At 71.0% G+C, this 22,011-nt stretch carries 20 protein-coding genes and 1 riboswitch; of the genes, 7 read left to right on the forward strand and 13 right to left on the reverse strand.

Annotation, left to right across the window (positions count from 1 at the left end; genetic code table 11):
• Nucleotides 1-152 precede the first annotated feature (152 nt).
• From GRQ65_RS21520 to GRQ65_RS21540, 5 genes are all read right to left on the reverse strand, one after another.
• The gene (locus tag GRQ65_RS21520; RefSeq protein WP_160880077.1) at nt 153-1,406 is read right to left on the reverse strand and encodes a hypothetical protein; all 1,254 of its coding nucleotides are present in this window, start codon (nt 1,404-1,406) and stop codon (nt 153-155) included.
• A gap of 37 nt (nt 1,407-1,443) precedes the next feature.
• The gene (locus GRQ65_RS21525) at nt 1,444-2,367 is read right to left on the reverse strand and encodes a C40 family peptidase (protein WP_337191937.1); all 924 of its coding nucleotides are present in this window, start codon (nt 2,365-2,367) and stop codon (nt 1,444-1,446) included.
• Nucleotides 2,368-2,447: 80 nt separating this feature from the next.
• Nucleotides 2,448-2,598, reverse strand: a riboswitch (cyclic di-AMP (ydaO/yuaA leader).
• Between the two features lie 196 nt (nt 2,599-2,794).
• Nucleotides 2,795-3,001, reverse strand: coding sequence for a hypothetical protein (locus GRQ65_RS21530; RefSeq protein ID WP_160880079.1), 207 nt, complete (start codon nt 2,999-3,001; stop codon nt 2,795-2,797).
• A 90-nt stretch (nt 3,002-3,091) separates the two neighbouring features.
• The gene (locus GRQ65_RS24245; protein ID WP_160880080.1) at nt 3,092-4,282 is read right to left on the reverse strand and encodes an NYN domain-containing protein; all 1,191 of its coding nucleotides are present in this window, start codon (nt 4,280-4,282) and stop codon (nt 3,092-3,094) included.
• Between the two features lie 7 nt (nt 4,283-4,289).
• Nucleotides 4,290-5,978: a ribonuclease J gene (locus GRQ65_RS21540; RefSeq protein WP_337191938.1), complete on the reverse strand. Its 1,689-nt coding sequence runs from the start codon at nt 5,976-5,978 to the stop codon at nt 4,290-4,292.
• Between the two features lie 88 nt (nt 5,979-6,066).
• On the opposite strand from GRQ65_RS21540, the gene GRQ65_RS21545 reads away from it, so the two are divergent.
• Together GRQ65_RS21545 and GRQ65_RS21550 are read left to right on the forward strand one after the other, a co-directional pair.
• The gene (locus GRQ65_RS21545; protein ID WP_160880082.1) at nt 6,067-7,866 is read left to right on the forward strand and encodes a DEDD exonuclease domain-containing protein; all 1,800 of its coding nucleotides are present in this window, start codon (nt 6,067-6,069) and stop codon (nt 7,864-7,866) included.
• 22 nt (nt 7,867-7,888) lie between these two features.
• A complete protein-coding gene (locus GRQ65_RS21550) occupies nt 7,889-8,167 on the forward strand; it encodes an Lrp/AsnC ligand binding domain-containing protein (protein WP_160880083.1) in 279 nt (92 codons plus the stop codon).
• Nucleotides 8,168-8,174: 7 nt separating this feature from the next.
• Here GRQ65_RS21550 and GRQ65_RS21555 read toward each other — a convergent pair whose 3' ends face one another.
• The 4 genes from GRQ65_RS21555 to GRQ65_RS21565 all read right to left on the reverse strand — a co-directional run bounded on the left by GRQ65_RS21555 (nt 8,175) and on the right by GRQ65_RS21565 (nt 12,213).
• The gene (locus GRQ65_RS21555) at nt 8,175-9,680 is read right to left on the reverse strand and encodes a DUF2142 domain-containing protein (RefSeq protein WP_160880084.1); all 1,506 of its coding nucleotides are present in this window, start codon (nt 9,678-9,680) and stop codon (nt 8,175-8,177) included.
• Nucleotides 9,681-9,826: 146 nt separating this feature from the next.
• The gene (trpD, locus tag GRQ65_RS21560) at nt 9,827-10,888 is read right to left on the reverse strand and encodes an anthranilate phosphoribosyltransferase (protein ID WP_337191939.1); all 1,062 of its coding nucleotides are present in this window, start codon (nt 10,886-10,888) and stop codon (nt 9,827-9,829) included.
• A 2-nt stretch (nt 10,889-10,890) separates the two neighbouring features.
• Nucleotides 10,891-11,298, reverse strand: a complete 408-nt coding sequence (locus GRQ65_RS22280) for an Rv3143 family two-component system response regulator (protein WP_337191940.1) — start codon at nt 11,296-11,298, stop codon at nt 10,891-10,893.
• A gap of 30 nt (nt 11,299-11,328) precedes the next feature.
• On the reverse strand, nt 11,329-12,213 hold the full coding sequence (locus tag GRQ65_RS21565) for a cytochrome c oxidase assembly protein (protein ID WP_337191941.1): 885 nt from the start codon (nt 12,211-12,213) through the stop codon (nt 11,329-11,331).
• A gap of 72 nt (nt 12,214-12,285) precedes the next feature.
• Between GRQ65_RS21565 and ctaE the strand changes: the two genes are divergently transcribed.
• The 5 genes from ctaE to GRQ65_RS21590 all read left to right on the forward strand — a co-directional run bounded on the left by ctaE (nt 12,286) and on the right by GRQ65_RS21590 (nt 17,320).
• Nucleotides 12,286-12,924, forward strand: a complete 639-nt coding sequence (ctaE, locus tag GRQ65_RS21570) for an aa3-type cytochrome oxidase subunit III (RefSeq protein ID WP_439331874.1) — start codon at nt 12,286-12,288, stop codon at nt 12,922-12,924.
• Between the two features lie 17 nt (nt 12,925-12,941).
• Nucleotides 12,942-13,814 carry a cytochrome bc1 complex diheme cytochrome c subunit gene (gene qcrC / locus GRQ65_RS21575; protein ID WP_160880088.1) on the forward strand — a complete coding sequence of 291 codons (873 nt, stop codon included), beginning with the start codon at nt 12,942-12,944 and terminating at the stop codon, nt 13,812-13,814.
• Nucleotides 13,811-14,965: a cytochrome bc1 complex Rieske iron-sulfur subunit gene (qcrA, locus tag GRQ65_RS21580; RefSeq protein ID WP_160880089.1), complete on the forward strand. Its 1,155-nt coding sequence runs from the start codon at nt 13,811-13,813 to the stop codon at nt 14,963-14,965. The genes qcrC and qcrA overlap by 4 nt, the downstream gene beginning before the upstream one ends.
• 11 nt (nt 14,966-14,976) lie before the next feature.
• Complete coding sequence (gene qcrB, locus GRQ65_RS21585) at nt 14,977-16,749, forward strand: cytochrome bc1 complex cytochrome b subunit (RefSeq protein ID WP_160880090.1); 1,773 nt, start codon at nt 14,977-14,979, stop codon at nt 16,747-16,749.
• A gap of 163 nt (nt 16,750-16,912) precedes the next feature.
• A complete protein-coding gene (locus GRQ65_RS21590) occupies nt 16,913-17,320 on the forward strand; it encodes a BLUF domain-containing protein (RefSeq protein ID WP_160880091.1) in 408 nt (135 codons plus the stop codon).
• 64 nt (nt 17,321-17,384) lie between these two features.
• On the opposite strand, the gene GRQ65_RS21595 is transcribed toward GRQ65_RS21590, so the two are convergent.
• The 4 genes from GRQ65_RS21595 to ctaC all read right to left on the reverse strand — a co-directional run bounded on the left by GRQ65_RS21595 (nt 17,385) and on the right by ctaC (nt 21,839).
• On the reverse strand, nt 17,385-18,644 hold the full coding sequence (locus GRQ65_RS21595) for a L,D-transpeptidase (RefSeq protein ID WP_160880092.1): 1,260 nt from the start codon (nt 18,642-18,644) through the stop codon (nt 17,385-17,387).
• A 179-nt stretch (nt 18,645-18,823) separates the two neighbouring features.
• Complete coding sequence (locus GRQ65_RS21600) at nt 18,824-19,240, reverse strand: cytochrome c oxidase subunit 4 (protein WP_160880093.1); 417 nt, start codon at nt 19,238-19,240, stop codon at nt 18,824-18,826.
• A complete protein-coding gene (gene ctaD, locus GRQ65_RS21605; RefSeq protein ID WP_160880094.1) occupies nt 19,237-21,000 on the reverse strand; it encodes an aa3-type cytochrome oxidase subunit I in 1,764 nt (587 codons plus the stop codon). Before ctaD ends, GRQ65_RS21600 begins: the two co-directional genes overlap by 4 nt.
• Nucleotides 20,997-21,839, reverse strand: coding sequence for an aa3-type cytochrome oxidase subunit II (gene ctaC, locus GRQ65_RS21610; protein ID WP_337191942.1), 843 nt, complete (start codon nt 21,837-21,839; stop codon nt 20,997-20,999). Before ctaC ends, ctaD begins: the two co-directional genes overlap by 4 nt.
• Between the last annotated feature and the right edge of the window lie 172 nt (nt 21,840-22,011).

Here is a 22,011-nt window from a genome sequence, read left to right on the forward strand (position 1 = left end):
GCAAGGTCCCACCCATCACCCGGTTGACCAACCTGGCTGGACATCACAGCTAGCGACCGTCTCGAAACCACCCGACAGCATCGATCTTGGTTTCGAGACAGGACTTCGTCCTTCCTCAACCATTGACAGCGACAGCGCGGGTCAGGACACGATCACCCGGCAGCCAGCCGCCGCAGCTCCGCCTGCCAGCGGGTCGTGAGCTGAGCCTCGGTCAGTCCGGTGGTTGCCCGCAGCGCGTCGGCGAGCGCGGCGCCGCCCGAGACCTGCTCGTAGAGGCCCACCAGCGCGTCCTCGCCCGCCTCGGCGGCGACGACCCGGCACACCAGCCAGGCGCTCTCGTACGCCGCACCGAGGTGGGTGGCCGTCTGGTCGAACTCCGCGGCGCTCGGGAGCTGGGCCGGGACGCCGTCGCTGCGGACCTGGGCGATCACCTGGGCCGCCGTCGTCGAGAGCGGCAGGTCGACGTCACGGAGCGCGACGTAGTCGGCGAAGCCCTCGAGCAGCCAGAGCGGCACCCCCGCGGTCAGGGGGGCGTTGGTGGCCACGTGGGTGGCCTCGTGGCTCATCACGACCTGGGCACCCACCGGGTCGAGCGCGTCGTAGACCTCGGGGTTGACGAAGACGTGGACCGGAGTGCCTGGGGTGACCGCTCCGTCGACCGAGGCCGAGACGGCCGCGATCTGGGCGTAGGAGCCGGGCGAGGCCCCCAGCGCCGCGTCGACCCCGGCCTCGTCGGCCGGCACCTCGACCACGAGGCCGCCCGTCCACTGCGGCAGCACCCGCTCGACGACGCCGACGGCGCGACGGGCCCGCACGCCGATCGTGTCGGCCTCGTCGCCGCGGTCGGTGCCTGCGACGAGCACGAGCGCCTGGGACGAACGCCGCACCTCGACCGGACCGGTCAGCCACACCGGGGTGCGACCGTCGCCACCGCCGAAGCCGGTGACCCTCACGTCAGCGCCGTCGGAGGCGAAGCCGACCTGCACCTCCTCGCGCACGGTCTCGCGGTCGAAGCCGTCGAAGCGCCAACCCAACTCGACCGCAGCCTGCCAACGCCCGCTCGCGTCCGCGGGGCTCACCTCGTCGACGTAGCGGGCGGTCAGGTCCACCACGTCGAGGGTCGCCGCGTTGGTCGCGACCGCGGCGAGCAACGCACCAGCGGCGGCGTCCCCTCTGGGAGCGGCGGCTCGGGCGGCGTCCGCGTCACCGGCGGCGAGGGCCTCGGCGAGCGTCCCCAGGGTCGCCGACGCGGCCGCAGCGTCCACCCCACCGGCAGACCGCGCTCCGGGCTCGCTCCGCGACGGAGCGACGTAGGCGTCCGGCCGGAACGCGAGCCACGTGGCGACAGCGGCGACGAGCAGCACCACCACCGCGAGGGCGACGGGTCGGGCGCGGCGTGCCTGCACCGACCGATCGTCCCTCGACGGCGGTGGGAAGCGGGACTCAGCCGGGCCGGACGGCGCCGACGTAGGGCATGGAGTAGAGGTCGGAGACCCGGACCCCGGCGCCCGGGTTGGCGGCCTCGACGATCATCCCGTTGCCGATGTACATCGCGACGTGGCTGATCGGCGAGTAGTAGAAGACGAGGTCACCGGGCTGGAGGTCGGAGGCCGCGACCTTGCGGCCACCGGCGTACTGCGCCGACGAGGAGTGCGGCAGCGCCACCCCGGCCTGCGCCCAGGCCATCATCGTGAGGCCGGAGCAGTCGTAGGCGTTGGGTCCCGCGGCGCCGTAGACGTAGGCGTCGCCGACCTGGGCCATGGCGTAGGCGATCGCCGCACCGGCGCGACCCGAGGCGTCCACCCCGGACGGCATGCGGGCCGAGCCACGGCTGAGCAGCGCCTCGCGCTCCTTGGCCTTGAGGTCGGCGAGCAGCGACTTGGCCTCGGCCAGCTTGGACTCGATGGTCTTCTTCTCCGCGGACAGCTGCTCCTGAGTCTTCTCGACCTCGGCCGCGCGCTCCTCGGTGGCGTCAGCGCGCAGGTCGAGCGCCTTCGCCTCGGTGCTGAAGCTGTGGAAGAGCTGCGCCTGCAGGTCGTTGTAGGCCGACATCGTCGACAGGCCGGAGACGAAGGCGTCGGGGTCGCCCGACACGGCCACGCTGCTCAGCGCGGAGAGGTGCTGGCCCTCGTACTGGTTGACGATCGACTCCTGCAGGTCCTCTCGGGCCGCGTCGAGGCGGTTGTCCTGGCGGGCCTGGTCGGCCTGCAGCGAGGTGAGGTCCTCGTGGAGGTCCGCGAGCTCGATCTTGGCGTCGTTGAGCCGCTCGGAGGCCTGCTCGGCCTCGTGGAAGAGCTTGTCGACGCGGGCCTGGACGTCGTCGACGTCCGGCTCGGCCTGGGCAGGGCTCGAGGGGAGGAACCCCACGATGCCGACAGTGGCGGCCAGGGCCAGCCCGGACAGGGCTGAAGCCGTGCGCGACCGTGCGTGGACCACGAGGCGGGGTCTCCTTGGTTGTCGTACGCCTACCGGGTGAGCTGACGGGTTCGGACACGACATGCCCTACCCCAGCTCCTCGCCATCGGCGCCTCGCGGGGGATTCACCCCAGGTGGAACGTGGTTCCCCGGCTCCAGGACCGCGGACGGCCCCGGACTCGACGCGGCGCTCGCGCGGCCCGGGCGGGCCACTTCCACGAGCGCCAGGACCAGCACCGTAACCGCTCGCCCGTCGAGAGGTCCAAACCCAGTCCACCGTGTCCAGCGGTTTTCACCTCCCGAGCGCGGACGAACCGCCTCGTGCATCCCACTGGTCACATCGACCACATCAGCACCACGCCCGTGGCACGCCGACGGGTCAGGCGGACTCGACGACCGGGCCCGAGACCGGCTCCACGAGTCGCAGCGGCGGCACGAGGCCGCCCGCGGCGAGGACGTCGAGCGCGCGGCGCTCGTCGTCGTCGATGGTCAGCTCGGGCGGAGGGCCCAGGAGCACGGTGACCACGCAGTCGTGGCACGCCAGGCCACGCACCACGCAGGAGTCGCAGTCGATCGTCGTCGTCATGGTCAGAACCGTGGCACCGACCACCGACAACGGGCCCACCGAGCGGTCCGGAGCGCCTGCGCGGACGCTCGGAGCGGAGCAGCGACGACCTCAGTGAGCCAGCGAGCGGGCCGTGGCGAGCCGCGCACCCGCCCGCCGCACGTCCGCACCGAGGGCTCGGTCGTCGGTGACGACCACGACGACGCGGCCGGACGGCTCGGCGTCGACGAGGTCGCGGATCACGTCGTCGGCGATGACCCCGGCCGGGCTGAACACCACGCGCACGCCCCGCGGTGCCACCGTGGCGCCGCGGGCCTCCGCCCCGGCCCCGTCGAAGACGACCGTGGTCTCCGCCCCGGTCCGCGCGACGAGGGCACCGAGCAGGGTCAGCAGACGCGAGCGCTGCGCCTCGAGGCTCTGGGTCGGCCACACCGACTTCGTGACGTTGTAGCCGTCCACGACGAGGCGAGCCCGGGGCAGGGCGAGGTACGTCGCCAGCCGAGCCGGGTCGTCGGCCGGGGGCGGCCCGGCCACCGTGGTCTCCTCGGCCGGCGCGAAGGCACCCTCCACCCGCTCCCCCGGCGTCCCGGAGGTGGGCGGGAGGGCCAGCTCGCGACGCAGGCCCGCCGCGGCGTCGGCGAGCGTGTCGAGGAGGAGGCGGGTCCGCACGGTGACGTCGTCGCGCTCGCTGCGCGCCGAGCGGCGCTGCTCCCCGACCTGCTCCTCGAGGCGGGCGACCTCGGCGCGCGCCTGTCGGGCCTCCCGCTCGGCCCGAGCCGCACGCTCCTGGGCGGCGGTGACCTGTGCGGCAGTCTCCGCCCGTGCGTCGCGGTCGCGCGCCCTGGTCTCGCCCAGCGTGCGTCGTACGGTCGCGAGCTCGGCCTTGAGCGCCTCCACGGTCTCGCGGTGGGCACGGCGCTGCTCGCGCAGGGCGCGCTCGGCCTCGTCGACGCGTTCGCGCAGACGCCGGACGACCGCGTCGTCACGCGCCGGGCGCTCCGCGCGCGTCTCGAGGCGCGCGAGAGCGGCGTCGAGGCCTTCGCGGTCCTCGGCGAGCCACGCCACCGCGGCGGCGTCGACGGGCTCGTCGGAGGCGAGGGGTCGCACGTGCGTGAGCACGCGCTCGCGCAGCTCTGCGGAGCCCGTCAGCTCCGCGACGATCGCGCTGGCGCCGAGCCGCGCCCGGCGGGCCGGCGCGAACCCGGCGACGCGCTTCAGGCTGGGCGGCAGCGAGCCGACCTCGTCCAGGCAGCCCGCGACCAGGCTGACCAGCCGGGTGCGCACCGCCTCGGGGAGGTCCACGACCGGCTCAGGTCTCGACGACGTAGACCAGGATCATCGGGCGGCGCCGGTGCACGCGGTTGACCCGTGAGCCGATGGACCGTCGGATGATGCGACGCAGCTCGTCGGGGTCGACCGGCGCCGACGACCCCGAGGACTTCGCACCCGCGAGGTCGTCGGCGACCCGCTGGCGGATGTCGTCGAGCAGGGTGTCCTCGTCGGCGAAGCCGCGAGCCGAGATCTCGGGGCCGGACACCACGGTGCCGGAACGGGCGTCGACGACCACGACGGCGGAGATGAACCCTTCCTCGCCGAGGATCAGCCGGTCGCGCAGGCTCTCCTCGCCCACGTCGCCCACGCCGACGCCGTCGACGTAGGTGAAGCCCGCGGAGACCTGTCCGACGACCGAGGCCTTGCCGTCGGTCAGGTCGACGACGTCGCCGTCACGGGCGATGATGATCCGGTCGGACGGGACGCCGGTCCGCATGGCCAACTTGGCGTGCGCGCGCAGGTGACGGCCCTCGCCGTGCACCGGCATGAAGTTGCGCGGGCGCAGCGCGGTCAGGACGGCGGTGAGCTCGCCCGCGGCGGCGTGACCGCTGACGTGGATCGGGGCCTGCTGGCGGGTGACCACGTCGACGCCGTCGTAGGCGAGGCGGTCGATGAGGCGGTAGACCGCGCTCTCGTTGCCCGGGATGAGCGAGCTGGCGAAGACGACGGTGTCCCCCTCGGTCAGCGCGAAGTCGCGGTGGTCGCCGCGCGCCATCCGGGCCAGGGCGGCGGCGGGCTCGCCCTGGGAGCCCGTGCAGAGCACGAGCATCCGGTTGGAGGGCAGCTTGTCGAGGTCGTCCACCGAGAGCAGCAGACCCGGCGGGACCTGCAGGTAGCCGAGGTCGTCGGCGATCTTGGTGTTGCGGACCATCGAGCGACCCACGATCGCGACCTGGCGACCGCTCTGCTTCGCGGCGTTCAGGACCTGCTGGATGCGGTGGACGTGGCTCGAGGTGCAGACGACGAAGACCCGGCCCGCGGCATCACCGACGACCCGCTCCAGCACCGGCCCGATGTCGCGCTCGGTGGCGACGAAACCGGACACGTCGGCGTTCGTCGAGTCGCTCAGCAGCAGGTCGAGGCCGCGCTCGCCGATCTCGTAGAACGACGCCATGTCGGTCAGCCGGTTGTCGAGCGGGGTGAGGTCGGCCTTGAAGTCGCCGGTGTGGAACAGCGTGCCGGCCGAGGTCAGCACGCAGACGGCGAGAGCGTCGGGGATGGAGTGGTTGACCGCGACGAACTCGGAGGTGAAGGGCCCCAGCTCGGCCGTCTCGCCGCTGGCGACCTCCACCAGCGTGGCCTCCAGGCGACGCTCGGCCAGCTTGGCCTGCAGCAGGCCGAGGGTGAACCGGGAGCCGACGATCGGGGCCTTCAGCCCCGCCTCGATGAGGTAGGGGATGCCGCCGATGTGGTCCTCGTGCCCGTGGGTGAGGATCACCGCCTCCACGTCGTCCCACCGCTCGCGCAGGGTGCTGAAGTCGGGGAGCACGAGATCGACGCCCGGCTGGTGCTCCTCCGGGAAGAGCACGCCGCAGTCGATGATGAGCAGCCGGCCGCGGTGCTCGAGGACGGTCATGTTGCGACCGATCTCCCCCACACCGCCCAACGGCGTGACCCGCAGGGTCCCGGGCTGCAGCGGCGGTGGTTCACGGTGGGTCACGGGCACTCTCGCGAGACTACTCAAGCGGGCCCGGGCGACGCCCTCCGGGCGTGGTGCCGACGGTTGTCGGTGCCGGCGCCTAGCGTCCTCGACCGTGAGCACGACCCAGGAGAGCGGACCAGCGCAGGGCACCCGGTGGGAGTCCCAGCGCAGCTTCGACGAGCTGGGCCGCCCGCTGCGCGACATCACCTTCACCGTCGTCGACCTCGAGACGACCGGTGGCTCACCCGAGATCGGGTCGATGATCACCGAGATCGGTGCGGTCAAGGTGCGCGGTGGCGAGGTGCTCGGGGAGTTCCAGACGCTCGTCAACCCGCACACGGCGATCCCGCCGTTCATCGCCGTGCTCACCGGCATCAGCAACACGATGGTGGCCGACGCGCCCCCCGTCGAGTCCGCCCTGCCGGCGTTCCTCGAGTTCGCGGCCGGCACGGTCCTCGTCGCCCACAACGCGCCGTTCGACGTCGGGTTCCTGCGCCACTTCACCGAGCTGCAGGGCCAGCCCTGGCCGCGCTTCGAGGTCCTCGACACCGCCCGGCTCGCCCGCCGCGTGATCACCCGCGACGACGCACCCAACTGCAAGCTCTCCTCGCTCGCCCGGGTCTTCCGCTCGCAGACCACGCCCAACCACCGCGCACTGTCGGACGCCCGCGCCACGGTCGACGTGCTCCACGGGCTGATGGAGCGGCTCGGCGGGCTCGGCGTGCACACCCTCGAGGAGCTGCAGACCTTCTCGGGCCGCGTCACGACCGCCCAGCGCCGCAAGCGCCATCTCGCCGAGGACCTCCCCCACGCTCCGGGCGTCTACCTCTTCCGTGACGACGACGACCGGGTGCTCTACGTCGGCACCTCGCGCGACCTGCGCACCCGCGTGCGCACCTACTTCACCGCCTCCGAGACCCGTTCGCGGATGGGCGAGATGGTCGGCATCGCGAGCCGGGTCGAGGCCATCGAGTGCAGCACCGCCCTGGAGGCCCAGGTGCGCGAGCTGCGCCTCATCGCCCAGCACAAGCCGCGCTACAACCGGCGCTCGCGGTTCCCGGAGAAGATGCACTTCCTCAAGCTGACCCGCGAGCCGTGGCCCCGGCTGTCGATGGTGACGAAGGTCCTCGACGACGACGCCGACTACCTCGGCCCCTTCGGCTCGCGCAAGGCCGCCGAGAAGTCGCTGGCCGCCCTGCACGACACCTTCCCGGTCCGCCAGTGCAGCGACCGGTTCGGCCGGGTGCCGTCGCGCGCGCCGTGCGTGCTCGCCGAACTCGGCCGCTGCCTGGCCCCCTGCGACGGCAGCGTCGACGCGACGACGTACGGCTCGGTGGTCCGGCTGCTGCGCGACACCCTGCTGCGCCGACCCGACGAGGTCGTCGACGCCATCAACGTGCGGATGACGCAGCTGGCCGAGTCGGAGCGGTTCGAGGAGGCGGGGGTGCACCGCGACCGGCTGGCGGCGTTCGTCCGAGCCGCGGCGCGCACCCAGCGGCTCACCGCACTGGCCGGGTGCGCCGAGATCGTCGCCGCCCGCCGCGACGACGACTCCCGCGGCCGCTGGGAGGTGCACGTCGTGCGCCACGGCCGCCTCGTCGCCGCCGGGGTGATCCCGCCCGGCGCCGACGCCCACCAGTACGTCGCTGAGCTCCGCCTGTCCGCCGAGACCGTCACGGCCCCCGGCCCCGGGCCCGTGCCCGTCGCCTCCGCCGAGGAGTCCGAGAAGGTCCTGCGCTGGCTCGAGTCACCCGGGGTGCGCCTCGTCGAGGTGGAGGGCGAGTGGAGCTGTCCCGTCGCCGGGGCCACCCGCCACCTCGCCGTCCACGACGCCGTGGCGACGTCCCGCACGAGCCTCGTGCCCTTCGCCGAGCGTCGTTCCCTCAGCCCCGTCGCGCAGCCCGCCCGCTGAGACGGCGCGGTAGGTTCGGGCCGTGATCACCGCCATCGTCTTCGTCAAGGCCGACGTGGCCCGCATCCCCGAGGTCGCCGAGGCGATCGCCGCCCTCGACGGCATCAGCGAGGTCTACTCCGTGACCGGGCAGATCGACCTCATCGCCCTGGTCCGCGTCCGGGCCCACGAGGACGTCGCGGCCGTCGTCGCCGACCGGCTCAACAAGGTCCCCGGCGTCACCTCGACCGAGACCCACATCGCCTTCCGCGCCTACTCCCAGCACGACCTCGAGGCGGCGTTCTCCATCGGTCTGGAATGAGCTGGTCTCAGACAGCAGTGCGCGTCCCGGCAGAGTCCCGCTCGTCACGGGCCGGCCTGTCGGGCGCAGTCCACTGACGTCGACCGGGCCCGCTCCACAGCAGCGCTGCTGCGCAGCCGACGATCGCCGCGGCGGCCGCCACCGACAACACGACCGGCGGCAGATGTGCCCAGTCGAGCTCGGGGTCGACGCGACCCCGGAGCTCTTCGCTCGCGACGACACGGTGGATGCACGCGCTGTAGACCCCGGCGACCATGACCGCGGCGATCAGCGACAGTCGACCGCCTTCCCAGGGCGCCCAGCGAGTGCGGTCGAGCACGTGGCCGCACAGCGGGACGATCCCCACGACGAACGCCGAGAGGTAACGACCCTGCCAGACGACACCCTGTCGGTCGACGGTCACCACGGTGAGCGCCACGGGCACGATGACCGCCAGCAGAACGGCGACGACGATCGCGCAGCGCTCCCGCGGCGAGCCTCGCCGGACGGCGACGAGGACTGCTGTCACGACGAGGACCATGACGGTCGGGTACACCGCCAGCGGAGCCGGGACGTCACGGAACGGGAAGGCGGCAGTCAGCTGCATCACCCAGGTGAAGGACTGTCGCAGCAGGAGGACGGCCAGGTCCGCGGGCCGGCCGGCTCCTGTCTCCTCCACGGCGTACCACCGAGACACGACGACCCAGACCGCCCCCCACATCACGCCTGCGGTCCCGGCGCCGGCGGCCAGCACCAGCCCGCCGCGGTGCCGGCCCCACAGACGGCGCCAGGGCCCGGTCCCGCCGACCACCAGCACGACGAGACAGATGAGGGCCAGCCACAGCGGCCCCAGCATGCGCACGGAGCCGAGCAGAGCGACACCGGCGGCACCGGCGGCGAGGTACCAGCCGACCAGGTCCGGCCGTCGCTCGCGCGCCACGGCGAGGAGGGAACACCAGGTCAGCAGCCCAGCGGCCATCTCGAGGCCGTTGGGCGCCGGGATCGCGGTCGAGAAGGTCACCACCGGCGTCAGCGCCACGAGGAGACCCAGCCGTTCCCAGCGGCCCGGCCGCTGCGACAGGGCCACCGCCAGTGCGGCCAGGACGACTACCAGGCACAGCGCGGCTCCGACACCGCGCATGACGTAGAGGGCAGCGTCGCCCGCGAACGGTCGCGCAGCTGTGCCGACGACCGCGTAGAAGACCGGGTTGTACGGCCCCGCCGCCGTAGCGACCCGCCACCGGCCCTCGGGCGTCACCTGAGCCGGTCGGCAGTTGTCCGGACCCGGGTAGTCGAGGCTCTCGCACTGGGCTGACGCGGCCCTGACTATGTCAGCGGGGATGTCGACGTAGAGGCCTCGACCGTCTACGGCGGGCTGGTCGAGCAGCCACTGCCCGCTCGCGACACCCGCAGCGCGGTAGACGTGGTCGAACTCGTCGCTGGCCCGGAACGGCGGCACAGCGAGGATCCACACGGACTGGACGACGGCCAGGGCGATTCCGAACAGGATGACCCGTCGTCTGGTGGAGCTCACGACCCAGAACGCTAGGCGGGGGATGCTCCCTCTCGGCGTGTTCGCACCCGCTCTCCTCCGATCGGTCACGGCTACGTGGCCCGGTCGGGTGGTCGGGCACCGCGAACGGGCCCGTCGGGCACCTGCGCGGTCGCGCCGGGCTGTCCTCAGGCCGAGCTGGCCGCGACCCAGCGCTCGAGGGCAGCCGCGGCGGCCCCGGAGTCGACGGACTCGGCGGCACGGGCGATGCCCGCGGCGAGGGAGTCGTCGACGGGCTCGCCCGGGGAGTCGTAGACCGCGAGCGCGGCCCCGGCGTTCAGCAGTACGGCGTCCCGCACGGGACCGGACTCGCCGGCGAGCAGGCGGCGTACGACGTCGGCGTTGTGGTCGGGTCCGCCGCCGCGCAGGTCGTCGGGTGTGGCCGGCGCGATGCCGTGGGCCCGCGGGTCCACGGTCGCGGTGCTGACCTGCCCGTCGTGGACGACGTGGAGCGTCGAGGTCGTGGTGGTGGTCAGCTCGTCCAGTCCGTCGTCGCCGGTGAACACCCAGGCGTCGGCACCGCGGGCCGCCAGGACGCCGGCGAGGACGGGAGCCATGCGCGGGTCGGCCACGCCGATCGCGTTGGCCGCCGGCCGTGCCGGGTTGGCGAGGGGCCCGAGGAAGTTGAACGTCGTACCGATGCCGAGCTCGCGCCGCGGCACCGCGGTGTGGCGCATCGCCGGGTTGAAGGCGGCCGCGAACAGGAAGGTGATGCCGGCCTCGTCCGCGATCGCCGCGACACGGTCGGCCGGGAGGTCGAGGCGGACGCCGAGCCGCTCCAGCACGTCGGCTGAGCCCGACTGCGAGGAGGCCGACCGGTTGCCGTGCTTGACCACCCGGGCCCCGGCGCCCGCGGCCACGATGGCCGACATCGTGGAGATGTTGACGCTCATGGAGCGGTCGCCCCCGGTGCCGACGACGTCGAGCAGCCGCCCGGGCACCGAGATCGGCGTCGCGGCCGCGTGCATCGCCGCGACCAGGCCGGACACCTCCTCGACGGTCTCGCCCTTGGCGCGCAGCGCGACGGCGAACCCGGCGATCTGGGCCGGGGTGGCCTCGCCGGAGAGGATCTCCCCCATCGCCCAGGAGGCCTGGGCCTGGCTGAGGTCGGCGCCGGAGACGAGCGACCCGAGCACCTCGGCCCAGGTCGGTGCCGGGGTCGACGCAGCCGTCGACGCAGCAGTCGACACGGTCAGGAGGTGGTCGAGGGCACGCGCGGGCGCAGCAGACCCAGCACGGTCTCGGCGAGCTGGATCGGGTCGATCGGGTGCGGCACCGCCGCGTCGGCCCGCGACCACGTCGCGAGCCAGGCGTCCTGCGGCCGTCCGGTGAGCACCAGCAGCGGCGGGCACCGGTAGATCTCGTCCTTGAGCTGCTTGGCGATCCCCATGCCGCCGGCGGGCACCGCCTCGCCGTCGAGGATCGCGAGGTCCACGGTGCCGGCGTCCATGTTGGAGATCACGACCGGCTCGGTCGCGACCTCGACGTACTCCAGCTCGGGCAGGTCGGGATGGATCCGGCGCCCCAGGGCGAGGATGACCTGCTGGCGGGTGTTGACGTCGTCGGAGTAGACGAGCACCCGCAGGTTCTTGTCGGCCACGGCCGCGAGCCTACCCGGGCAGGGCCGCGCTCAGCGCCCGGCCCGCTCCCGGGCCTCGACGAGGTCGAGGCGGCGGTCCTCGCGCTTCGCCTCCTTCATCGAGGCGCGGACCCACTGCGCGAACAGCACGCCGAAGAAGGCCAGCGCCACCAGGTCGCCCGAGCCCCACAGGATGCCGCCGGCCAGGTGCTGGTCGGCCATCGCGTCCGGCAACCAGGAGTACGCCGGGTCGCGGCGCAGCGCGAGGTAGTGCTCGGCCCCGATCAGGGTGTCCTGACCCATGATCGTGACGCCGAGGAAGGCGTGGAAGGGCAGCGTCAGCACCACCATCAGCATCCGCGCCGGGTAGCCGACCCGCCCGGGCACCGGGTCGATGCCCACGAGCGGCCAGAAGAACAGGGCGCCGACGGTGACGAGGTGCACGTGCATGAGCTCGTGCAGCCACGGGCTGGCGAGCGTGGCGTCGTACCACCCCGTGAAGTAGAGCGCCCACGGCGAGATGACGTAGAGCGCGAAGACCAGCGGCGCGAAGGTCAGGACCCGCGCGAACCGCGAGTGGAGCACGGCCAGCAGCCAGCGCCGGGGCGTGGCCGGCAGGGTCCGCAGGGCCAGCGTGACGGGCGCGCCCAGCGCGAGGGCGAGCGGCACGAGCATCGACAGCACCATGTGCTGGACCATGTGGACGCTGACCAGGGTGGTGTCGTACGCCGCCAGCCCGGAGCTGGTGGCGTAGAAGAACGAGCCCATCCCGACGCCGACGAAGGCCACCGTGCGGCCCACGGGCCACCGGTCCCCGCGCCGGCGCAGCGACTGCACGCCGAGCAGGTAGAGGCCCGCCGCCCAGACCGTCACGACCAGCGGGAGGGGTGCCAGCTGCCACCCCGTCACGAGGCTGCTGAGGTCGAAGGGCGGCACCCCCCGATGGTAGGTCGCGGCACACACCGCCCCGAGGTCGCACCTGAGAGGACCCCGAGACATAATGAAGAAGTGGCGACTGCAACGACTGTCCCGGCCTCGCGCCTGCACGGACACCATGACCGTCCGAGCATGGTCTCCGTCGGGACCATCATCTGGCTCTCCAGTGAGCTGATGTTCTTCGCGGCGCTGTTCGCCGCCTACTTCACGATCCGCTCCGTCAGCACCGACCTGTGGACGCAGAGCACCGAGGTGCTCGACGTCCCCTTCGCCGCGGTGAACACCACGATCCTGGTCGCCTCGTCGCTGACCTGCCAGATGGGTGTCTTCGCCGCCGAGCGCGGTCGCGTCGGCCGGGCCGGCTCCCTGCTCGCGTTCAAGGCCTGGGGCCTGCGCGAGTGGTTCTTCCTGACTTACGTGATGGGCGCGATCTTCATCGCCGGCCAGGTCACGGAGTACACCACCCTGGTCCAGGAGGGTGTCACCCTGTCGAGCTCGGCCTACGGCTCGATGTTCTACCTCACCACCGGTTTCCACGGCATCCACGTCACGGGCGGGCTGCTCGCCTTCCTGCTCGTGCTGGGTCGCACCTACGTGGCCAGGCGGTTCACCCACGAACAGGCGGTCTCCGCCATCGTCGTGTCGTACTACTGGCACTTCGTCGACGTGGTGTGGATCGGTCTGTTCGCCACCATCTACCTCATCCAGTGACAACCGCGAGGACCTCAGTGCGCTTCCTGAACCGCTCCGTCGGTCGGCTCTCCCGCCACCGCCGCCGCCCGCTCGCTGGGCTCGTGCTCCTCCTGCTCGGGCTCCTGCTCACCGGCGGTCTGTACTCCGCGTTCGCTCCTGCCACGGCCAGCACCGCCTCCGACAACGAGGAGCTCGTCGCCGAGGGCCGCGAGCTCTTCCTCGTCGGCTGCGCCTTCTGCCACGGCCAGAACGGCGAGGGCGTCTCGACCGTCAACGGCAACTGGCTCGGCCCCACCCTGGCCGGCGTCGGCGCCGCCGCGGTCGACTTCCAGGTCGGCACCGGCCGCATGCCGATGGCCCAGCCCGGTGCGCAGAACCCCACCAAGCCGATCTCCTACGACCAGGGCGAGATCGACGCGCTCGCGGCGTACGTCGCGAGCCTGGCCCCGGGCCCGGCCGTGCCGGACCCGAGCGACTACAGCCTCGCCGGCCTGTCCTCCGACGAGCGCGAGGAGGCCATCGCCCGCGGTGGCCAGATCTTCCTCACCAACTGCACCGCGTGCCACAACTACGCCGGCAAGGGCGGCGCGATGCCGCGCGGCGGCTACGCCCCCAACCTGAGCGACACCTCGGCCAAGCACATCTACGAGGCGCTGCTCACCGGCCCGGGCCAGATGGACAGCTTCTCCAACGGCAACCTCTCGCCCGAGGAGAAGCGCGACGTCATCGCCTACCTCTACTCGCTGCGTGAGCAGCCCGCTTACGGCGGCTTCACCTTCGGCAGCCTCGGCCCCGTCGGCGAGGGCCTGCTCGCCTGGGTGATCGGTGTCGGCGCCCTGGTCGCCATCGCGACCTGGATCGCGGCCCACACCGCCCGCTCGAACAAGAAGAAGGGAGCGGCCGCATGAGCGACCAGCACGGTTCCGACCCGCACGGTTCGTCCGACGACCTCCCCGAGAAGTACGCCGGGCACGAGGGCGAGATGCAGGCCGCGGACGAGCCCATCCGCAACCCTGGGCTCCCCGAGCACACCTGGCGCCCCACCGACGTCGACCCCAAGGCCGAGCGTCGCGCCGAGCGTCAGGTGGCGGGCATCTTCGGTCTCGCCGCCGTGTGCGCGGTCCTGTTCGTCGTGTCGTACTTCGTGTTCAGCATCGGCGGCAGCCCTGAGGCGCAGGTCAGCCAGATCGGCAACCTCGGTGCCTCCAACGTCGCCCTCGGCGGCACGCTGGGCCTCGCCCTGCTGCTGATCGGCGTCGGGCTCATCCAGTGGGCCCGCAAGCTCATGTCGGACCACGAGATGGTCGAGATGCGCCACCCGGCGCGCTCCTCCGACGAGGACCGCGAGGTCACCCTCAAGGCGCTCAACGACGGTCTCGAGGAGTCCGGCATCGCCCGCCGCCCCCTGGTCCGCAACTCGCTGCTCGGCGCGGTCACCGTGCTTCTGGCCCCGGCCGTGGTGCTCCTGCGCGACCTCGGCCCGACGCCCAACCAGGTGGCCGAAGATGCCGACTACCCCGGCGCCGGTCTCGAGAAGACGGTGTGGGAGAAGGGCATGCGCGTCGTGCGCGACGTGGTCGGCACCCCGATCCGTCCCGGTGACATGGAGATCGGCGACCTCTTCAACGCCGAGCCCGAGCTCGTCTTCGCCGTCGACGAGGAGGGCGAGCCCATCCTCGAGGGCGAGTCGCTGCTGATCGCCAAGTCGAAGGCCGCGGTCGTCCTGATCCGGATGGACCCCGACGAGAACAAGCCCGCCCCTGGCCGTGAGAACTGGGCCATCGACGGGATCCTGTGCTACTCCAAGATCTGCACCCACGTCGGGTGCCCGATCTCCCTGAACGAGCGCAAGACCCACCACCTGCTCTGCCCGTGCCACCAGTCGACGTTCGACCTGGCCGACGCAGCGAAGGTCGTCTTCGGTCCGGCCGCCCGTCCTCTCCCGCAGCTGCCGCTGGCGGTCGACTCCGAGGGGTACCTCGTAGCCCAGAGCGACTTCCGCGAGCCGGTCGGTCCCAGCTTCTGGGAGCGCGACTCCCAGGCCAGCACGACTGAGTGATTGAAGGCGTCATGAGCATCGACACCAGCAAGGTCGCCACCTCGAACTCCAGCGCGGCCCTCGCAGACAAGCCCAACCGGGTCGGCGCGGCCGCCAACTGGGCCGACGAGCGGCTCGGCCTCGCGAGCCTCGCCAAGAAGAACCTGCGCAAGGTCTTCCCCGACCACTGGTCCTTCATGCTGGGCGAGATCGCCCTGTGGAGCTTCGTGGTCCTGCTGCTCTCGGGCGTGTTCCTCACGCTCTGGTACGACCCGACGATGGCCGAGGTCCACTACGAGGGCAGCTACGCCCAGTTGCGCGGCATCGAGATGTCGGGTGCCTACGCCTCGGCGCTGCACCTGAGCTTCGACGTCCGCGGTGGTCTGCTCATGCGGCAGATGCACCACTGGGCGGCGATGCTGTTCATCGCCTCGATGATGATCCACCTGCTCCGGGTGTTCTTCACCGGTGCGCACCGCAAGCCGCGTGAGATGAACTGGGTCATCGGCTGCCTGCTGCTGATCCTCGGCACGCTCGAGGGCTTCACCGGCTACTCGCTGCCCGACGACCTGCTCTCCGGCACCGGCATCCGCGCCGCAGACGGCTTCATGAAGGCCTCGCCGGTCATCGGCTCCTACATGTCGTTCTTCCTCTTCGGCGGCGAGTTCCCGGGCACGCACATCATCCCGCGCCTCTACGTCGTGCACATCCTGCTGATCCCGGGTCTGCTGCTGGCCCTGATCACGGCCCACATGCTGCTGCTCGTCTACCACAAGCACACCCAGTGGGCCGGCCCCGGCCGCACCGAGCAGAACGTCGTCGGCTTCCCGATGCTGCCCGTCTACGCCGCCAAGGCCGGTGGGTTCTTCTTCATCGTCTTCGGCGTCTGCGCCCTCATGGGTGGTCTGTTCACCATCAACGGCGTGTGGCTCTACGGCCCCTACGACCCGTCGAAGGTGACCGCCGGCTCCCAGCCCGACTGGTACATGGGCTGGCCCGACGGCGCGCTGCGCATCATGCCCGGCATCGAGACCCACATCTTCGGTCACACGATCTCGTGGAACGTCATGCTCCCGATCCTCGTGCTGCCGATCGTGATGTTCCTGGTGCTCATGGTCCTGCCCTTCATCGAGGCCTGGATCACCGGCGACAAGCGCGACCACCACATCCTGCAGCGCCCGCGCAACGCTCCGACGCGCACGGCGTTCATGGTCGCCCTGATGACGATGTACGGCCTGTTCTGGGCGGCCGGCGGCAACGACATCATCGCCATCAAGCTGCACCTCTCGATCAACCAGATCACCTATTTCATGCGGGTGGCCGTGTTCGTCGGGCCGGTGATCGCGTTCATCATCACCAAGCGCTGGTGCATCTCGCTGCAGCGCAAGGACCAGGAGGACCTGCTCCACGGCTACGAGACGGGCATCATCATGCGCTCGCCGGAGGGTGGCTACTCCGAGCGTCACCTGCCCCTCTCCCCCGACCGTGCCTACGTCCTCGCGGCCCAGGACCGCGACCCCGACGTGATCGCGGAGCTCGAGGCCGGTCCGTCCGGTCCCGACGGCAACGGCGTCGAGCCGAAGACCGGCATCGCCGGCAAGCTCGAGGGCGTGCGGCAGCGACTGCGTCTGGCGATGTACGCCGACAACGTGCAGAAGCCGACCCGCGAGGAGCTCGAGGCGGCACACCACCACGCCGAGCACGAGCACGAGCTCCAGGCGGGCGCCGAGGGCCACGCGGCCGACGGTCACCAGTTCGACGGTCACCACTCCGTCGAGGACGACCGGCTCCGCGCGGACGACTGAGCCGCGACCGCAGCATCGAGAGGCCCGCTCCCCCACGGGGAGCGGGCCTCTGGTCATTTCACCCCTGCGGGTCATCAGGAACGACCTGCTGGTGCCGATAGAAGAGGGAACAGGCCGCTCCCGACTCCGGGACCCGGCCCACCTCGGCCCCAGGAGCACCCCCGTGATCTCACTGACCTACGTCAGCACCGCCGACCCGTCGCTCACCAGCGAGCACCTCCTCGAGCTGCTCCGCAGCTGGCGGCCGGTCAACGCCAGCCACGACCTCACCGGGATGCTGCTCTACAGCGAGGGCAACGTCATCCAGACCCTCGAGGGCCCCGAGGACTCGGTGGACACGATGTACGACACGATCGCCGCCGACGGCCGCCACCACGGCGTCATCGTGCTGCACCGTGAGGAGGTCGCGGAGCGGGCCTTCCCGGACTGGTCGATGGGCTTCGGCCGCTACGACCAGGCCGCCGGCATCGACGTCGACGGCGTCAACGGCTTCCTGCGGGAGTCGACCGAGGACCCGCAGTCCGGCTCGGCGCTGCGACTGCTGGAGATCTTCCGCAGCACGATGCGCTGAGAGCGGGAGACGACGCGAGCGCCGCCCCCGGAGGGAAGCGGCGCTCGCGTGGATCAGGCCGGGGTCAGAGAGCCGAGCCGGCCTTGTAGTCACGCCAGGAGACGTTCCAGTCGTCGTAGCCGTTGCCGGGCTCGATCGACCGGTCGGTGCCGGTGTAGTCGACGACATCACCGCGCTTGGTCATGTGGTAGAGCCAGTCGGCGTCCTCGGTGCTCATCCCCGTGCACCCGTGGGAGACGTTGGCGTGACCCTGCGAGGCGACGCTCCACGGCGCGGCGTGGATGAACTCGCCGGAGTAGGTCAGCCGCATCGCCCACTTCACGCCGGCGATGTTGTAGGCGTCGGCGCCGGTGATCCCGACGGTCTCGGAGTTCATGTCCTTGGACTCGAACTTCTCGATGATGACCTTGACCCCCGAGCGGGTCGTGAACTTCGGCTGCTCCCCCGTCGTGATCGGGATGGTGCGCAGCAGCTGGCCGTTGGACGTCACCTTCATCTGGTCGGTCTTCATGTTGACCTCGTAGATGTTGGCGTCCCCGACCTCGAAGCTGACGTCGCGGCTCTCCTGGCCGTAGACGCCGTCGCCGGCGTCCACGCCGTTGACGTCGACGTCGACGTCGACGGTCGTCCCGGCCTGCCAGTACGTCTTGGGTCGGTAGTGCGCCTCGGTGTCGCTGATCCAGCGCCAGGAGCCGATCTGCTGGGGCGAGGAGGTGACGTGCATGCGCTTCTCGAAGGCCGCCTTGTCGGTGACAGGCAGGTCGAAGGTGACGATGACGGGCATGCCGACCCCGACCGTCTCACCCGGCAGCGGGGCCACCGACGGGTAGGTCTGCTCGTCGAGGCTGAGGGCCTGGGTCGTGAACTTCTGACGGCGGGTCACGGTCTCGCCGTCCGGGTCCTCGAGGCTGGAGCGCACGGTGTACGTCGTGCCGGGCTCCAGGAGGTCGCCGGCCTTCCAGCCGCTGCCGTCGCCCGCCAGCTCGCCGTCGAGCGTGCCGACGTCGCCGGAGCCGGACACGGAGACCGCCTGCAGAGTGCCGTCCTTCGCCGTCACGGTCAGCTCGGTGTCGACCGGCACGTCCGTGGCGTTGCGCTCGACGTTGACGTCGACGTCCGCGTTGGGGCCATCGGTGGTGTCGTCGCCCGACGACGCACCGTTGCTGGACTCCGAGCCCGACGACAGCCCCGCCGTCTCCTGAGCGGACCCGCCCCCGGCGATGTCGGGACCGTTGTCACACGCCGTGAGCACGGAGGCACCGAGCAGCAGGGCGGAGAGGGCCACGAGACCACGCAGGCGGTGCGCAGGGCGGCGCTGGGACATGCACGACTCCGAGAGGTCAAGGGGGGTCACGGCCGAGCGGCCACGACGCTTCGATGGTACGTCGCCAGCCGACGACGAGCGGAAAGCACACACGTCCCTACGACGCACGACACGGCCCCGGAGTTGCCTCCGGGGCCGTGCGAAGTGCGGAGGGTGCCGTGGAGCGACACCGGCTCGTGTCAGTGAGCGTGCTCGCCGCGGTAGTACTCGTAGATGAAGCCGCACAGCGCGACCGCGCCGAGGACGGCCCCGATGATGAAGAGCCACCACGCGGCCATCGCCACGCCGAAGACGATGACGCCCAGCGTGGAGGCGGTCCACAGCGGCCACCAGGAGTACGGCGGGAAGAAGCCGAGCTCGCCGGCCCCGTCCGCGATCTCGGCGTCCTTGCGGTCCTCGGGTCGCGGGTCCATCTTCTTGGCGTGGAAGCCGAGGTAGATGGTGACCATGAGGGTCAGCAGCGTCGTCATGACCAGCGCAGAGGTGCCGGTCCAGTCGCCCCCGTTGTTGCTGGCCGAGGTGACCAGCCAGTACGCCGGGGTGACGAGCACCAGGAAGATGGTGCAGCCCCCGAAGATCCAGGCCTCGGACTTCATCGCTGACCACCCTCCTCGGTGGTGTCACCGTCGAGACGCTCCTGGACGACCTGCTCGCGGCCCTCCATGTCGGGTGCGTCGGCGAACATCCCGTTGGCGGCAGCGGCGTTCTGCTCCATCTCGAGCGCTGCGATCTCCGGGTGGTGGAGGTCGAAGGCGGGCGACTCGGAGCGGATGCGCGGCAGCGTCACGAAGTTGTGGCGCGGCGGCGGGCACGAGGTGGCCCACTCCAGCGAGCGGCCCCAGCCCCACGGGTCGTCGACCTCGACGAGCGGCCCCTTGCGCGAGATCCACACGTTGTAGAGGAACGGCAGCGTCGAGGCACCGAGGAGGAACGCACCCACGGTCGAGACCTGGTTGAGCACGGTGAAGCCGTCGTCGGGCAGGTAGTCGGCGTAGCGGCGCGGCATGCCCTCGACACCCAGCCAGTGCTGGACAAGGAAGGTGGTGTGGAAGCCGACGAAGAGCAGCCAGAAGTGGACCTTGCCGAGGCGCTCGTCGAGCATCCGGCCGGTCATCTTGGGCCACCAGAAGTAGAACCCGGCGAACATCGCGAACACCACGGTGCCGAAGACGACGTAGTGGAAGTGCGCCACCACGAAGTAGGAGTCCGACACGTGGAAGTCGAGCGGCGGGCTCGCGAGGATGATGCCGGTGAGACCACCGAAGAGGAAGGTCGTCAAGAAGCCGACCGACCACAGCATCGGGTTGTCGAAGGCGAGCGAGCCGCCCCACATCGTGCCGATCCAGTTGAAGAACTTCACGCCGGTCGGGACCGCGATCAAGAACGTCATGCCGGAGAAGAACGGCAGGTCGACGGCGCCGGTCACGAACATGTGGTGGGCCCACACCGCGACCGAGAGGATCGCGATGCCGAGGGTCGCGCCGACCAGGCCGACGTAGCCGAAGATCGGCTTGCGGCTGAAGACCGGGAGGATCTCGGTCACGATGCCGAAGAACGGCAGCGCGATGATGTAGACCTCGGGGTGGCCGAAGAACCAGAACAGATGCTGCCACAAGATGGCGCCACCGTGGACCGCGTCGAAGACGTGGGCCCCGAACTGGCGGTCGGCCTCGAGCATCAGCAGCGCGCCGGCGAGCACGGGGAACGCGATGAGCACCAGCAGGCTGGTGACCAGGGTGTTCCACACGAACATCGGCAGGCGGAACATCGTCATGCCGGGCGCGCGCATGCAGATGATCGTGGTGATGAAGTTGACCGCGCCGAGGATGGTGCCGAGACCGGCCATCCACAGACCCATGATCCACAGGTCACCGCCGACGCCGGGCGAGCGCACCGCGTCGGAGAGCGGGGTGTAGGCGAACCAGCCGAAGTCGGCCGCGCCGGTCGGGGTGAGGAACCCGGAGGCGGCGATGAGGCCGCCGAACAGGAACAGCCAGTAGCTGAACATGTTCAGTCGCGGGAACGCCACGTCGGGCGCGCCGATCTGCAGCGGCATGATCACGTTGGCGAAGCCGAAGAACAGCGGCGTCGCGAACAGCAGCAGCATGATCGTGCCGTGCATGGTGAAGAGCTGGTTGTAGAGCTCGTCGTTGACGACCTGCTGGCCCGGGTAGGCCAGCTCGGAGCGGATCAGCATGGCCATCAGGCCGCCGATCATGAACCAGCCGAACGACGTGCCGAGGTAGAGCTTGCCGATCAGCTTGTGATCGGTGGTCGTCATGACGCGGACGAGCTGCTGTCCCAGCTGACGTCGCGGCGCGACGACGGTGCTGGGGTGTGACGCGGTGGCGGTCACTCGGTGCCTCCAGATTCAGAACCCTCGTCGAGACCGTCCACCGTGCGCGCCTCGTCGCCGCCGATGAGCGGCTTCTCGGACGTCTGGCCGGCGGCCTCCAGCTGGGCGACGTGCTCGTCGTACTCCGCCTGCGTCACGACCTTGACCGTGAACAGCATGCGCGAGTGGTAGACGCCGCAGAGCTCGTAGCACTTGCCCTTGAACGTGCCGGTGCGGGTCGGGGTGATCACGTAGTGGTTCACCCGCCCGGGGATGACGTCCATCTTCAGCAGGAACGACGGCACACCGAAGTCGTGGATGACGTCGGGGCTGCGCAGGTTGAAGCGGGTCGTCTTGTCGACCGGGAGCCAGAGCTCCGGGATGTAGGAGCCGGTGCCGCCCTCGTAGGCGTACTCCTGGTAGGGGTACTCGTCGTCCTGGCGGTCGTCGTCGGCCGCCGGGTCCATCTCGCCGAGCCCGTAGTTGAAGGTCCACGACCACTGCTGGCCGGTGACCTCGATGATGTTGTCGGGCGTGCCGTCGTCCTCGAGCACGGCGTTCTGCGTGCGCACGGTGTGGGCGAAGAACACGATGACCATCACGACCGGCGCGATGGTGTAGAAGATCTCCAGCGGCAGGTTGTAGCGCGTCTGCACCGGGATCTCGTCGTCGCTGCGGCGACGGAAGCGGATGACCGCGTAGAAGATCAGACCCCACACGATGACACCGGTGGCCAGCGCCGCGATCCAGGCGCCCTGCCACAGGTTCAGCGTGTGCTCGCCTTGCGCCGACGCCGGGTCGGGCATCGCGAGACGCTTGCCCTCCTCGGAGCAGCCGCTCAGCAGCAGGACCGCTCCCACCAGCGGGACAGCCCAACGCGCACTGCGTTGCAGACCCACGAACAGCCCCTCTCGACCAGTACTCAGAACATCCCTGAGCCTAGACCAACAACACGCTGAGAGAGCCCTCGGGGCCCGGTCCCGCCCCCGTGGCCCCTGCCACGACAGGCTGCATCTCCCTGGACAGGTTCTG

The sequence above is a fragment of the Nocardioides flavescens genome (genome assembly GCF_009823805.1).
Classification (GTDB): domain Bacteria; phylum Actinomycetota; class Actinomycetes; order Propionibacteriales; family Nocardioidaceae; genus Nocardioides; species Nocardioides flavescens.